Genomic DNA, 13,708 nt, shown 5'->3' with positions numbered 1-13,708 from the left:
TCTCAGCCCTTCGATCCTGGGCGGGCACCCTGCTGTGCCCACCGGTAGTTGTCGGCGTCTTGGCCCTGTTCTTCGGCCGAGAGCCCGAAGTACTGCAAGACGGTCCCCAGGTCGGGAGGGCTGATCTCACCGGAGAGCACCCGGTCGATCAGCGACTGGTGACCGGCGAAGCGGTCGGGCCGCTGGGTGAAGACCCACCGGCAGGGCTCCGAGCAGAACAGGTACTTGCGGTCGTTGTGCACGTGCGTCAGCGGGGCCGCATCGGTGTGGGCGCCGACGATCACCCCGGCGGCGCGCACGATGGGCAGTTGGCACAGGTTGCAGGTGATCGGCAGGGTTTCGGGCAACGTGGCGGCGATGTCGCCGTTGCGGATGTTGTCGGTAATGACGTCCCAGTGCTTGCCGAAGTCACGGTTCCAGCCGGGGTACTTCTCCTCCAGCCACAGCCGCTCCTCCTCGGAGACCCCGGCGTCGGGGTTCCACCACACCGTGGGTCGGTAGTACCACACGCCCAGATGGATAGCGTGGTGGTACCAGGTCAGTTCGTTGATGAATTCTTCCCAGTACCAAGGCAATTCGAGTCCATAGTCACGGAACTGGTCGGCGAACTGCTTGACCACCCAGTCTTCGATGAACTCTTTGAAGCTCATTCGCCGGCTTTCCAGCGGGGTGTAGTAATCCATCGACAGACCCGTCAGCAGCGCGAAGACGCGCCACGACCGCCAGAACATGTGGTCGATCAGGAACTGCCCCCAGGCACCCTCGCCGCTATCGGTGAGCACCTTGATCGTCGGCTCGCCCTGCTGGGCGTGGCGCGCCTCGTCGGTCTGGATGGAACTGATCAGGGCGCCGAACTCCAGGTCGCCGACGTCGATGGCGTCGGCGGCCATCCCGAGGAACTGCAGGTTGGTGAATCCGGTCTCCAGGGTGAAGGTCAGCTGCAGCGCGATCGACAGCGCGTCGTTGGCCACGAACATGTCGTCGAACAGGTAGCGCACCGCCAGCACGATCCAGTTGTTGGTGTGGAACGCCTTGAGCGCCCAGTCACCGCGCGGCTCTTTGTCGAGCAGGCCGTAGGGGAAGAACGCCTGGATCTGACCGTGCCGGACCTCGTCGAGGGTGCCGAAGGTCGCGGTGTTGCGCCACGCCGCCGAGCGACCGAACCGGCCCATTCGCGCTTCGCCGATGGAGGCCAGGTATTCGGGCATGGTGATGGCGCCGTAGTGCGCCACGATGACCGACTTCCAGCCCGGGTCGAGCTGTTCGAACAGCTTGGACCGCCCGATGGCGTTTTTCAGCGAGTAGGTGGTGGTGTCCTTGGTCACCTGGTTGTGCACGTACTCGCGGTAGCCGACTTTGTAGGGCTCGTCCCACTTGAGCCAGGCCTCCGCGGGAACCCGGTGGGTGCCGGAGAGGTCTTCGGGGAACACCTCCTCCTCGGTCACATAGCGAAACGTCCAGTTGGTGTCGCGGGCTAGGTCGTACCAATCGCTGCGAGAAAGTTTGGGCATGTGTCGTCCTCGGTCGGGCATGAGCTGCGAACTGAGCTGTCGCTCACGGATCGAGACCCATGATGCAGTAATTGCCCAGGACTCCTAAGTATTAGGATCAGCCTGATTCGCACCATTCGGTACGACGCGGGCAGCGGCTACGCTGCGATCCCGGCGGCAACGCGCGAAGCAGCGGGCAGGGGAGGTCACGATGACGGGCAGCGACGAACACCCGGCGAACGCGACCGCGATGGCCGCCCCCGCCGCCGGCACGCGCGCGGAGGTCGTGCCCTGAAATCCGGGAGCGAGCGCCACCGCAGCCTGGACTCCAAGATCGTCGCCGCGCTCGACAGGATCGGCGACGCCCTGCACGTGCTGGCCCGGCGAGCCGCCGAAAACCACGATCTGTCGAGCACCCAGATGCGGGTGCTGGGCTGGCTGCACGTCGGCCCGCCGCCGGCCGCCCACCCGACCACGCTGGCCCGCGAGCTCAACGTCACCGATTCCACCGTGAGCGACGCCATCGCCGCGCTGATCCGCAAGGGCCTGGTGGTGCGCACCCCGGCCCCCCATGACCGCCGCCGTCACGATCTGTCCCTGACCCCCGAGGGACTCAAGACTGCTGCCCAGATCTCTCGCTGGACCGCACCGGCAGAGATCGCCACATCCAAGCTCGAGCGCGCCGAAGCCGAACAACTGCTGGACACGCTGCTGGCCGTGCTGGCCCGACTGCACGACGCACAGATGATTCCCGTCACCCGCGCCTGCAGCACCTGTACGCAACTGGAAACCGTGCACGCCGACCGGCGCAGCTACCGCTGCAAGGTCTACGACACTGCGATGGCGATCCCGGATCTGCGGGTCGACTGCGCCGACCACGTCCCGGCATAGCAGACGCCCCGCGCGAGTCCGATCGCAGCGCGGGCCGGAAGGTCAGGCGGCCAACACCGCGTCCAGCGCAGAGTAGAACAGGCCCAGTCCGTCATCGCTGGGCCCGGTCAGCGCCTCGATGGCGTGCTCCGGATGCGGCATCAGCCCGACCACCCGGCCATTGGCCGAGCTGACCCCGGCGATGTCACGCAGCGAGCCGTTGATGTTGTCGAGGTAGCGGAAGACCACCCGGCCCTCGCCCTCCAACTCGTCGAGCACCGCCTCGGAGGCGACGTAGCGGCCCTCACCGGACTTCAGCGGCACCAGCAGGTCGGCGTCGGCCTCGAACCGCGAGGTCCAGGCCGTGGAGGTGGAGGCCACCCGCAGCCACACGTCGCGGCAGACGAAGTGCAGGCCCACGTTGCGGGTCAACGCGCCCGGCAGCAGACCCGCCTCGCAGAGCACCTGAAAACCGTTGCAGATGCCGAGCACGGGCATTCCCCGGTTGGCCGCGGCAACCACCTCACCCATCACCGGGGCGAACCGGGCGATGGCGCCGGCCCGCAGGTAGTCGCCGTAGGAGAAGCCACCGGGTACCACGACGGCGTCGACACCCCTGAGGTCGGCGTCGGCGTGCCAGAGGCTGACGGCCTCGGCGCCGACGAACCGCACCGCGCGGGCGGCGTCGACGTCGTCGAGGGTGCCCGGGAAGGTGATGACGCCGACCCGCGCGCTCACGGCGTCTCCCGGCTGACGGTGAAGTCCTCGATCACCGTGTTGGCCAGCAGCGACTCGGCGATCTCGGCCAGCGCGGCGTCGTCGACCGAGTCGTCGACCTCGAGCTCGAAACGCTTGCCCTGCCGGACGTCCGACACGCCGGTGTGCCCGAGGCGAGAAAGCGCTCCGAGGATGGCCTGACCCTGCGGGTCGAGGATCTCGGCTTTGGGCATCACGTGCACAACCACCCGGGCCACGCGCGCTCCCTACTGTCGACGGGGAATCGGTCGGGTCAACAATACCGATGCCTGTCCGCGGCGCCGGAGCGCACAATCAATCCATGCAACTGACGCACTTCGGCCATTCCTGCCTGCTCGCCGATTTCGGCGATGCCTCGGTGCTGTTCGATCCGGGCAACTTCTCGCACGGGTTCGAGGGCATCACGGGTCTGGCCGCCATTCTGGTCACCCATCAGCACCCCGACCATGTCGACCTCACCCGGCTTCCGGCCCTGCTCGACGGCAACCCCGACGCCGCGCTCTACGCCGACCCGCAGACCGCCGCCCAGCTGGGTCCGCCCTGGCAGCCGGTGCACGTCGGGGATGCTTTCGACGTCGGCCCGCTGCGGGTCCGCGGGGTGGGCGGGCGGCACGCCGTGATCCATCCGGAGCTGCCGATGATCGACAACATCTCCTACCTGGTCGGCGATGCCGAACATCCGGCGAGGCTGATGCACCCCGGCGACGCGTTGTTCGTGCCCGGGGAACCGGTGGACGTGCTGGCGACGCCGGCCGCCGCGCCGTGGATGAAGATCTCCGAGGCGGTCGACTACCTGCGCGCGGTGGCGCCGCGCGTCGCGGTACCCATCCACCAGGGCATCATCGCCGCCGATGCCCAGGGGATCTATCACGGGCGCCTGGCCGAGATGGGCCGCGCCGACTTCCGGGTCCTGCCGCAGGAGAACGCCGTCACCCTCTGACGGGCCTGCAGCTAGGCGATGTCGCCGGCGGCGCCTCGCCCGGCGGCCCGGCCGGAGAAGATGCAACCGCCCAGGAACGTGCCTTCCAGCGCCCGGTAGCCGTGCACACCGCCGCCTCCGAATCCAGCCACCTCGCCGGCCGCGTACAGTCCGTCGATCGGCTTGCCGTCCGCGCCCACCACCCGGGAGTCAAGGTCGGTTTCCAAGCCCCCCAGCGTTTTCCGGGTCAGGATGTGCAGCTTCACCGCGATCAGGGGTCCCGCGGACGGGTCGGTCAGGCGGTGCGGGGCCACCACCCGACCCAGCCGGTCGCCCAGGTAGGCCCGGGCGCCGCGGATCGCGGTGATCTGACCGTCCTTGCTGAATCGGTTCACCACCTCGCGGTCGCGCGCGGTGACCTCGGCCTCGACGGTGGCGTAGTCCAACGGCAGCACGTCGGGCAGGTCGTTCATCGCCGCCACCAGATCCCGCAGCGTCGTCGCCTGCACGAAGTCCACCCCGCGGTCGATGAACGCCTGCACCGGTGGGGGCGGCCCCGAGCTGACCCGCGATCGGACCAGCTGACGCACGCTGCCGCTGGTCAGGTCGGGGTTCTGCTCTTGGCCCGACAGCGCGAATTCCTTCTCGATGATCTGCCGGTTCAGCACGAACCAGGTGTAGTCCTGACCGGAGCGGGCGATGTGCTCCAGCGTGCCCAGGGTGTCGAAGCCGGGATACAACGGCCCGGGCAGTCGCACGCCGGATGCGTCCAGCCACAGCGGTGAGGGACCGGGGATGATCCGGATGCCGTGGCCCGGCCAGACCGGGTCGTAGTTGGTGATGCCCTCGGTGTAGTGCCACATCCGGTCCCGGTTGATCACCCGGGCGCCGGCGGCCTCGCTGATCCCGATCATCCGGCCGTCGACGTGGGCGGGCACCCCGGCCAGCAGTTGCGCGGGGACCCGGCCCATGCGCTGCGGCCAGTTCTGCCGGACCAGGTCGAGGTTGCCACCGATACCGCCGCTGGTCACCAGGACCGCGGCGGCACCGAACTCGAACTGCCCGATCACTGTCCGCGAGGAAGCCACCCCGCGGGCCGCGGTGCAGGGTTCGAGCACGCTGCCGCGCACCCCGCTCACCCGGCCGGCCTCGACGATCAGTTCGTCGACCCGGTGCCGGTGGGCGAACCGGACCTTCGGGTTGCCCCGGAGCCGACGGGCGAAGATCTCCACCAGGGCGGGACCGGTCCCCCACGTGATGTGGAAGCGCGGCACCGAGTTGCCGTGCCCGATCGCACCGTAGCCGCCCCGTTCGGCCCAGCCCACCAGCGGGAAGATCTTCAGGCCGCGGTCCCGAAGCCAGCTGCGCTTCTCGCCGGAGGCGAAGTCCACGTAGGCGTGCGCCCATTGCCGCGGCCAGTGATCCTCGGGCCGGTCGAAGCCCGCGGTGCCCAGCCAATCCTGCAGTGCCAGTTCATGACTGTCGCGAATCCCGAGCCGGCGCTGCTCGGGGCTGTCGACGAAGAACAGCCCGCCGAAGGACCAGAACGCCTGTCCCCCGAGGTTGGCGCTGTTCTCCTGGTCGACGATGAGCACGCTGCGGCCCCGGTCCACCAGTTCGCAGGCCGCGACCAGGCCCGCCAGCCCCGCCCCGACGACGATCGCGTCAGCGTCCGCCCTATCGCTCATGGCGTGACAGCGTAACGAGTCAGGCGCTCAGCTCAGAGGCCACGTCGACCGGCGGGAGGGGCCAGCGATAGCGATCCGGCCGGCAGCCGTGCCCCAACGCCGCGTCCACCGCGTCCAGCATCGCCTCGGCCACGCCCGGCTTGGCCAGCGCCCGGGCACCCACCGACAGCCGCACCATGCCGCCCCGGCGCGCGATGCGCTCGCCGCTCGCCACGACCATCCGGCACCACCAGGGCGCGGTGAGGAATCCTCCGCCGATGCCGAGGACGCGCGCCCGCACGGTGTGCTCGGGCATCAGGTCGGTCACACCGTGCAGACCGGCCAGCAGCCTGAAGCCGTTACGCGGCAGCGCCCTGACGGTTCCCGGCGACACGGTCCAGCCGGGGGCGGCGAACAAACGGGTGCGAAGTCCCAGGTGCTCGAGCACGCGGTCGGCTCCGAGCAGCCGCAGATTGGCCTCGTGGGCTGCCAGCGTGGCGAACTCGCCGCGCCGCTTCTTGGTGGCCGCCTCGTCGAAACCGTGCAGCACGATCGCTGCCCCCGCCGCGCGCCGCTGCGTCAGCCACGCCACCGTGTCGGGGTCGCGGTCCAGCCGGTAATCGGCGCCCAGCCGCGGCGCCACCAGCAGCGACACCGGCACTTCCCGGGCGTCGAGTTGCGCGCAGAAGTCCTCGGCGTCGGCCCGCGTGTGCGCCCCGATCCCGGAGACGGAGACGATCAGCTGTCCGGCCACGCCTTCAGTGTGACCAGCGCAGGTGTCCGGCCGGTGACGCCGAGGAGGACACCAGATAGCGCTCTGGGTTACCCCCGGCGGCGGCTGTGGTCGGCCGGGTCGGTGCTGTCGGCGGCAATGGCCTTGAGCCGGGCCAGGTCGCGGGGGTGCAGGCCGGGCGTGGCCTCCAACGATTCCAGCAGCAGGTCGGTCTGCTCCCGCAGGGCGGGCAAATGCTCCGGCCGACCGTATTCCTTGACGTGGGCGATCAGCATCCGCAGCACCCGCAGGATTGCCGCCGCGACCAGCGGCTGACTGGGCGCAACCTGGCGCAGCTGGTCGAAACCGTGTCCGATGTATTCCTTCGGGTCGAGGTCCCAGGGCCGCAGGAGTATTCGACCGTCCGGACCGGCCACCGCACGCGGTCGCGGCTGCACGGTCAGCACCCGGCGCAGTAGGCTGCCCACCCGCAACGTCGCCTCCACCGCGGTGGTCGGGTCGTTGATCGCCGAGCTGAGTGCGCGCAGCCCGATGTCGACCAGCTGACGGAAGGCGAAGTCGACGTCCTCCTGCATGGTGCGGCTGTCACTGACGACGACAGCCCGGGGCAGCTTGTGCCGCACCCGATCCGGATTGGCCGGCACCGGCCAGATGGTGACCAATGGTTGGCCCAGGTGGATGTAGGCACCGACCCGGGTGTCCAGGCGGATGGTGGTGCCGGGCGGAATGGCCGCCAGCAGCCGCTCGGCGTCGACTTGGCTGACCCAGCCGTTGCCCGGTGAGGTCAGCCGCAGCGCCTCCACCGGGACGTCCATCTCGGCGTCGGGGGCGGGCTGCTCGTGGGCGGCGGCGGCCGCGACCGCATCGATCACCATGGAGCCCTCGGCCGCGATCTCGCGCACCACCTGCCCGACCTCCAGCCGGTGGGCCAGGTGATCGACGTGGGCGATGATCGTGACCACCGTGGCGATCGTCAGCACGATCGCCACCGTCACGGTCAGCGGCGGAGCCGGGACGGGCGAGGATCCGTCGAGGTCGGGCAGGCTCAGCACGCAGTACACGAACGTGGCGACCAGCAGGCCGATCACGACCTGGCTGAGCCGGTCGCGGATGAACCACCGCATCACCCGCGGCGACAGCTGCGAACTCGCCAGCTGCAGACTGACGATGGTCAACGAGAAGATGACGCCGGCCGTGGTGATCGTGGCACCGGCGATGGTGGAGAGCAGCGTGGTGGCCACGCCGCTGTCCATCTTCAGCAGAAAGCGCGGCGACGGGCCGAGGTTGCGGTCTGCCACGCGGGTGATGACGGCCAGCGCCATCCCGCCGAAGACGATCAACAACGGCAGCGCGAACAGGCTCTCCCGGAACCGGTACGCCAGCGCCGCCGCCCGCACGCTGGGGAAGCGTTCCGACCGGGTGCTCATCAGCCAGGCAGGACGGCTTCGATTGCGGCGATCACCTCGGGAGCGTCCGGCACGGTGGTCGGCCGGAAGCGGTTGACCACGGTGGCACCCGGGGCGAGCAGGAACTTCTCGAAGTTCCACTGCACATCGCCGGCCGCACCTTCGGCGTCGGCGGCTTTGGTCAGCTCGGCATACAGCGGGTGGCGATCCGCTCCGTTGACGTCGGTCTTGGCCAGCAGCGGAAACGTCACGCCGTAGGTGGTGGAGCAGAAGGTCTGGATCTCCTCCGCCGTTCCGGGCTCCTGACCCATGAACTGGTTGCAGGGCACGCCAAGGACCGTCAGTCCCCGGTCGGCATAGTCGCGCGCGAGCTTCTCCAGGGCGCCGTACTGCGGGGTCAGCCCGCACTTGGAGGCGACGTTGACGACCAGGACGGCACGGTCGGCGAAGTCGGCCAGCGAGGTGGAACGGCCGTCGAGGGTGGTCAGCGGGATTTCGGCGAGGCTCATGGCCGCGACGTTACCCGCAGTCCACCACCGCCAGCAGCCAGGCGTAAGAGAACGCGATCTCCTTCCAGCGTTCGTATCGCCCGGAGATGCCGCCGTGACCGGCGTTCATCTCTGTTTTCAGCAGCACCGGGTTGCCGTCGGTCTTGGTGTGTCGCAGTGCCGCGATCCACTTCGCCGGCTCGACGTAGTACACGCGGGTGTCGTGCAGCGAGGTCATCGCCAGGATCGGCGGGTAGTCGCGTCGAGCTACGTTCTCGTACGGCGAGTAGGACTTCATGTAGTGGTAGACGTCCTTGTCGTCCAAGGGGTTTCCCCACTCGTCCCACTCGGTGACGGTCAACGGCAGCGACGGGTCCAAGATGGTGGTCAGCGGGTCGACGAACGGCACCTGGGCCACCACTCCGGCGAACAGTTCCGGCGCCAGGTTGGTCACCGCGCCCATCAGCAGCCCACCGGCGCTGCCCCCCATGGCCACCAGGCGTCCCGGCCGGCAGATGTCCGCGTCCACCAGGTGGCGACCCACCGCGACGAAGTCGGTGAAGCTGTTCTTCTTTTCCAGCAGCTTGCCGTGCTCGTACCACAGCCGGCCCAGTTCACCACCGCCGCGGACGTGGGCCACGGCATACACCATGCCCCGGTCCAGCAGCGACAACCGGGCGATGGAGAACTGGGGATCCTCGCACATCTCATAGGCGCCGTAGCCGTAAAGCAGAGTGGGAGCGGGAAGTTCGATATCCGCCCGGTGCACGACCGACACCGGGACGCGGGTGCCGTCCTCGGCATAGGCCCAGTCGCGGTACTCGACGTAGTCGGTGCTGCGGTACTCGCCCAGCACCGGTTGCTCCCGCAGCAGGGTTCGCTCACCGGTGGGCAGGTCGATGTCGTAGATCCGCACCGGGGTGATGAACGAGGTTGCGCCCACCCGCAGTTTCGGGGCGTCCCAGTTCGGGTTGGCCGCCAGACCCGCAGACGTCAACTCGGTGTCGAACGTGATCTCCTGCGGCGGTCGGACATCGCCGTCGGCGCCGATCGGCCACAGCTGGAGGCGAGGCAGGCCCTCGGCCCGGTAACCCACCACTAGATGGCGTGCGAAGGCATCCACGGAGTCGAGCCGAACGTCGTCTCTTCCGGCGATCAGCGTCTGCTGCGCGCCCGGGTCGGCGGCCGCCGATACCGGCACCTGCACCAGCGTGAAATTGACTGCCCCATCGTTGTGCAGGATCAGGAAACGGTCTTGACCGCCGATGACTGCGTGTTCCACCGAGTACTCGACACCCTCGCGGCGGGGCAGGACCACGGTGAACTCTGCAGCGGAGTCCGCGGCGTCGGCATAACGCACCTCGGAGGTGATCGACGACCCGGCGGCGATCAACACGTAGGAGTCGCTGCGGGTTCGCCCTACCGCCAACCAGAATCGCTCGTCGGCCTCGTGGTAGACCTGTTCGGCGGAGTCCGCCGGGTCGCCGACCCGGTAGCGCCACACGGTGTCCGGCCGCCAGGCTTCGTCGACGGTCACGTAGTAGACGGTCCGGTTGTCGGTCGCCCAGGTCACCCCGGCGCCGATCCCGGCGATCTCCCCGGGCAGCAGCTCGCCGGTGGATAAGTCCTTGAACCGCAGGGTGTATCGCTCGTCGCCGACGACGTCGACAGAGTAGGCCAGGATGTTGCCGTCCGGGCTGACGCTGGCGGCACCGAGCGCGAAGAAATCGTGCCCGTCGGCCTCGGCGTTCTGGTCGAGCAGCACCTGCTCGCCCGGGATCGCGGTGTTCTCGTCGAGTTCCGGCGGCGTCCAGTCGTCGGGGTCGGTGACCGGGCAGCGGCACTGCACGCCGTACTGCTTGCCTTCGAAGGTCCTTGCGTAATACCACCAGTCGCCGCGACGGGAGGGTACCGACAGGTCGGTCTCCTTGGTACGGGCTTTGATCTCGTCGAAAATGCTGCTCCGCAAGGAGTCCAGACGCGCGGTGACCGCCTCGGTGTAGGCGTTTTCGGCTTCCAGGTGGGCGATCACCTCGGGGTCGGATTTGTCCCGCAGCCACTCGTAGGGGTCGACGAAGACGTCGCCGTGGTGGGTGCGGATGCTATCGACTCGTTTGGCCGTCGGCGGGGCGGGAAGACTCTGCTGCTCGGCGGTCATGCTCCGGGACCGACCCAGTCATCGAAGGACAGGCCTGAAATACGTTCGTAGGCCTCGACGTAACGGGCGCGGGTAGCGGCGATGATGTCGTCGGGAAGTGGCGGGGGCGGCTGGTCCCCGGATCGGTCCCACCCGGATTCCGGGCTGGTCAGCCAGTTGCGGACGAACTGCTTGTCGAAGCTCTCCTGCACCACCCCGGGCCGATAGTCGTCGGCGGGCCAGTACCGCGACGAGTCGGGAGTGAACACCTCGTCGGCGAGCACCAGGTTGTCGTGCTCGTCGATGCCGAATTCGAACTTGGTGTCGGCGATGATGATTCCCTTGGTCAGGGCATGGTCTGCGGCCTGCACATACGTTGCCAGGGTGCGGTCGCGCAGCTGGCCGGCCCGGACCGGGCCCACCAGGTCGATCACCTGAGCGAACGAGATGTTCTCGTCGTGCGCGCCGATCTCGGCCTTGGTCGCCGGCGTGAAGATCGGATTGACGAACTTGCTGGCCTCCACCAGCCCCTCCGGCAGGGGGATGCCGCACACGGCGCCAGTGCGCTGGTAGTCCAGCAGGCCGGAGCCGGTCAGGTAGCCACGTGCGACGCACTCGACGGGCATCATCTGCAGCTGACGCACCACCAGGGCGCGGCCGAGTACCTCGTCGGGGATGCGCGGGTCGTCGGGAGGGCCGGCCAAATGGTTGGGAGCCTCGACGAGGTCGAAGAAGAAGACACTCATCGCGGTCAGGATGCGGCCCTTGTCGGGGATCTCGCTGTCGAGGACGTAGTCGAATGCGGAAATCCGGTCGGTGGCCACGAACAGCAGGTGCTGGTCGTCGATCCGGTAGAGCTCGCGGACTTTGCCGCTGGCCAGGTGCTGGTAATCGGTGAGCGCGGGTCGCGACATTGCGTCAGCCTAATGGGCGGCGCATGGCCGACCCCAATCCAGCGCAGCGCACCACATATGACTTACAGTGAATTGTCAGATTTTTCATACCTAACGCATAGCAGCATCGGCCCCAAGGTAGCGCCCTGATGACATACGCACACACCGCCAGCTCCAACCGCCCACGGCCGCGTCTCACCGGGCGCGCCCGCCTGACCGGCGTTGCCCTGGCGGCCGGGGTGGCCGTCGGCTTCAGCCTGGCACCGGTGAGCGCACCTGCCGCCCAGGCCGACGCCGTCGACGACGTCTTCGACCAGTTCCTGGCCGGTATCGCCGCCGACTGGGGCGACTCGCTGGGCGCGTCCGCGGCCAGTTCGTTCGACCTGGCCGAATGGTTCCAGCAATCGATCTACCTGCCCGTCTACAACGGGCTCGATCAGTGGTTGGACACCCAGGCGGGCCAGCAGGTCGCCGACTTCCTCAACGGGTTCGGCTCGTTTGTGATCGGTGACGGCGCCACAGGCACCGAGGCGAACCCCGACGGCGGAGCTGCCGGTTGGCTGTTCGGCACCGGCGGGGCCGGCTGGGACAGCGACCAAGCCGGCGTGGCCGGCGGGGCCGGCGGCGCGGCAGGGCTTATCGGCAACGGTGGCGCGGGCGGTGCGGGCGGTGAAGACGCCGCCGGCGGCGCAGGCGGCGCAGGCGGCTGGTTGCTGGGCAACGGCGGTGTCGGTGGCGACGGCGGCGAGGGCGGCTACGGCGGCGACGGCGGCCACGGCATCGGCCTGTTCGCCGCCGGCGGTCACGGCGGGGACGCCGGCGACGGCATCAGCGCCGCGGCGGCTGCCGACTTCCCGCGCCCGGCACTGGGCGGGGCGGGCGGCAATGCCGGACTGTTCGGCACCCACGGCTCCGTCGGCGCCTTCGGCACCCTGGACAGCGGCCCGCCGATCGGCAGCGGAGCTTTCAGCACCGCCGGCACCTGGCTCATCGACGCCGACGGCCGGGTGCTGATCCTGCACGGCGTCAACGAGGTCAACAAGTACGCGCCCTTCAGCCCGGCGGCCGACCACTTCGACGAGCAGGATGCGGCGTACCTGGCCGCCAACGGCTTCAACTCGGTTCGCGTCGGCGTCATCTGGGCCGCGGTGGAGCCCAGCCCGGGCCAGATCGACTACGAGTATCTGGCGTCGATCAAGGGCACCGTGGACCTCCTCGGCTCCTACGGCATCGTCAGCGTCATCGACATGCATCAGGACCTGTACAGCGATGTCATCACCGGCATCGGCGACGGCGCGCCGGAGTGGGCGGTGCAGACCGGCGATGCGATCAACATCAACTTCGGCTGGCCGTGGAACTACCCGCTCAATGCGGCGGTGAACCATGCCTGGGACGCGTTTTGGACCAACTCCCCCGGACCCGACGGCATAGGCCTGCAGAACCACTACGCCGGGATGTTCCAGGCCGTCGCCGGCTACCTGAACGGCAATCCCCACGTCGCGGGCTACGAGATCATGAACGAACCCTGGCCGGGCTCGGGCTACCTGTCGACGGCGTTCGGCAACCCGTTCTTCGACACCCAGCAGTTGTCACCGTTCTACGAGCAGGTGACGGCGGCGATCCGCTCGGTCGACCCGAGCACCCCGGTCATCTTCGGGTCCAACACGCTGTTCGGCAACCTGCCGGTGCCCACCTTCGTGAAGCCGCCGGATGACGAGAACACCATCTTCGCCTTCCACAGCTACTGCCCGTGGTACGAGGTCTTGGGCAGCGACTTCGGCTGCGGGGCCTACGAGGGCTACATCATGCACCACGCCGCGGCGTACTCACAGGCACACGGGGTGCCGGCGCTGCTCACCGAGTTCGGCAACACCACCAACCCCGGCGTCATCAACGGCGCCACCGGTGCCGCCAACCAGCACGGCTTCGGCTGGCTTTTCTGGGACTACAACCACGTCCTCGTCCGTGACATGGAGCAGCCGCCGGCCGGTGACAACGTGGCGACCGACGCGGTGAACGCGCTGGCGGCGCCTTACCCGCAGGCCGTGGCCGGTATCCCGGGCAACTGGTCGTTCAACGACGGCACCTTCGCGTTCAGCTACTCCACCGAGATGGCTGACGGCTCCGGTCAGTTCGCCGCGGGGGCGCACACCAACATCTCGGTGCCGCCCAGCCTCTATCCCGACGGCTATCAGGTAGCGGTCACCGGCGGGCAGGTGGTCTCGGCCGCCAACGCCCCCGTGCTGGTGATCGCCTCCAACGCCGGGGCGGCCACCGTCACGGTGACGGTGACGGCCAACGGCTGAGTTCGCTTCGGCCGCCGGACGGGCTTCGGTGTGCTGGGATCGC

At 68.7% G+C, this 13,708-nt stretch carries 12 protein-coding genes; 3 read left to right on the top strand and 9 right to left on the bottom strand.

What is annotated here, in order from left to right:
* Nucleotides 1-2: 2 nt before the first annotated feature.
* Nucleotides 3-1,511, bottom strand: coding sequence for an aromatic/alkene/methane monooxygenase hydroxylase/oxygenase subunit alpha (locus AWC02_RS16660; RefSeq protein WP_085129819.1), 1,509 nt, complete (start codon nucleotides 1,509-1,511; stop codon nucleotides 3-5).
* A gap of 351 nt (nucleotides 1,512-1,862) precedes the next feature.
* Between AWC02_RS16660 and AWC02_RS16655 the strand changes: the two genes are divergently transcribed.
* Nucleotides 1,863-2,381 (top strand): MarR family winged helix-turn-helix transcriptional regulator, encoded by a 519-nt coding sequence (locus tag AWC02_RS16655; protein ID WP_085129818.1) that lies wholly within the window; start codon nucleotides 1,863-1,865, stop codon nucleotides 2,379-2,381.
* 42 nt (nucleotides 2,382-2,423) lie between these two features.
* On the opposite strand, the gene purQ is transcribed toward AWC02_RS16655, so the two are convergent.
* Nucleotides 2,424-3,098, bottom strand: a complete 675-nt coding sequence (purQ, locus tag AWC02_RS16650; protein ID WP_085129817.1) for a phosphoribosylformylglycinamidine synthase subunit PurQ — start codon at nucleotides 3,096-3,098, stop codon at nucleotides 2,424-2,426.
* On the bottom strand, nucleotides 3,095-3,334 hold the full coding sequence (gene purS / locus AWC02_RS16645) for a phosphoribosylformylglycinamidine synthase subunit PurS (protein ID WP_046319145.1): 240 nt from the start codon (nucleotides 3,332-3,334) through the stop codon (nucleotides 3,095-3,097). Before purS ends, purQ begins: the two co-directional genes overlap by 4 nt.
* Before the next feature lie 83 nt (nucleotides 3,335-3,417).
* On the opposite strand from purS, the gene AWC02_RS16640 reads away from it, so the two are divergent.
* Entirely contained in the window at nucleotides 3,418-4,056 is a 639-nt protein-coding gene (locus AWC02_RS16640; RefSeq protein ID WP_085129816.1) for an MBL fold metallo-hydrolase, read from the top strand.
* A gap of 11 nt (nucleotides 4,057-4,067) precedes the next feature.
* Here AWC02_RS16640 and AWC02_RS16635 read toward each other — a convergent pair whose 3' ends face one another.
* From AWC02_RS16635 to AWC02_RS16610, 6 genes are all read right to left on the bottom strand, one after another.
* Nucleotides 4,068-5,723: an FAD-binding dehydrogenase gene (locus AWC02_RS16635; protein WP_085129815.1), complete on the bottom strand. Its 1,656-nt coding sequence runs from the start codon at nucleotides 5,721-5,723 to the stop codon at nucleotides 4,068-4,070.
* Between the two features lie 19 nt (nucleotides 5,724-5,742).
* Nucleotides 5,743-6,456, bottom strand: a complete 714-nt coding sequence (locus tag AWC02_RS16630; RefSeq protein WP_085129814.1) for a DUF2334 domain-containing protein — start codon at nucleotides 6,454-6,456, stop codon at nucleotides 5,743-5,745.
* Nucleotides 6,457-6,524: 68 nt separating this feature from the next.
* The gene (locus tag AWC02_RS16625; protein ID WP_085129813.1) at nucleotides 6,525-7,862 is read right to left on the bottom strand and encodes a DUF2254 domain-containing protein; all 1,338 of its coding nucleotides are present in this window, start codon (nucleotides 7,860-7,862) and stop codon (nucleotides 6,525-6,527) included.
* Entirely contained in the window at nucleotides 7,862-8,350 is a 489-nt protein-coding gene (locus tag AWC02_RS16620) for a glutathione peroxidase (RefSeq protein ID WP_085129812.1), read from the bottom strand. The genes AWC02_RS16625 and AWC02_RS16620 overlap by 1 nt, the downstream gene beginning before the upstream one ends.
* A 10-nt stretch (nucleotides 8,351-8,360) precedes the next feature.
* Nucleotides 8,361-10,487, bottom strand: a complete 2,127-nt coding sequence (locus AWC02_RS16615; RefSeq protein ID WP_085129811.1) for a S9 family peptidase — start codon at nucleotides 10,485-10,487, stop codon at nucleotides 8,361-8,363.
* Nucleotides 10,484-11,380, bottom strand: coding sequence for a phosphoribosylaminoimidazolesuccinocarboxamide synthase (locus AWC02_RS16610; protein ID WP_085129810.1), 897 nt, complete (start codon nucleotides 11,378-11,380; stop codon nucleotides 10,484-10,486). The genes AWC02_RS16615 and AWC02_RS16610 overlap by 4 nt, the downstream gene beginning before the upstream one ends.
* A 128-nt stretch (nucleotides 11,381-11,508) precedes the next feature.
* On the opposite strand from AWC02_RS16610, the gene AWC02_RS22925 reads away from it, so the two are divergent.
* Nucleotides 11,509-13,665 (top strand): cellulase family glycosylhydrolase, encoded by a 2,157-nt coding sequence (locus AWC02_RS22925; RefSeq protein ID WP_085129809.1) that lies wholly within the window; start codon nucleotides 11,509-11,511, stop codon nucleotides 13,663-13,665.
* Nucleotides 13,666-13,708: the final 43 nt, after the last annotated feature.

The sequence above is a fragment of the Mycolicibacter engbaekii genome (genome assembly GCF_002101585.1).
GTDB lineage: Bacteria > Actinomycetota > Actinomycetes > Mycobacteriales > Mycobacteriaceae > Mycobacterium > Mycobacterium engbaekii.
This window is presented reverse-complemented; position numbering and strand designations above follow the sequence as displayed.

Bases quoted from the DNA above. Each gene is read 5' to 3' on its own strand.
- AWC02_RS16620 (WP_085129812.1), bottom strand. From the start codon at position 8,350: ATGAGCCTCGCCGAAATCCCGCTGACCACCCTCGACGGCCGTTCCACC.
- AWC02_RS16640 (WP_085129816.1), top strand. From the start codon at position 3,418: ATGCAACTGACGCACTTCGGCCATTCCTGCCTGCTCGCCGATTTCGGC.
- AWC02_RS22925 (WP_085129809.1), top strand. From the start codon at position 11,509: ATGACATACGCACACACCGCCAGCTCCAACCGCCCACGGCCGCGTCTC.
- AWC02_RS16635 (WP_085129815.1), bottom strand. From the start codon at position 5,723: ATGAGCGATAGGGCGGACGCTGACGCGATCGTCGTCGGGGCGGGGCTG.
- AWC02_RS16625 (WP_085129813.1), bottom strand. From the start codon at position 7,862: ATGAGCACCCGGTCGGAACGCTTCCCCAGCGTGCGGGCGGCGGCGCTG.
- AWC02_RS16615 (WP_085129811.1), bottom strand. From the start codon at position 10,487: ATGACCGCCGAGCAGCAGAGTCTTCCCGCCCCGCCGACGGCCAAACGA.
- AWC02_RS16660 (WP_085129819.1), bottom strand. From the start codon at position 1,511: ATGCCCAAACTTTCTCGCAGCGATTGGTACGACCTAGCCCGCGACACC.
- AWC02_RS16610 (WP_085129810.1), bottom strand. From the start codon at position 11,380: ATGTCGCGACCCGCGCTCACCGATTACCAGCACCTGGCCAGCGGCAAA.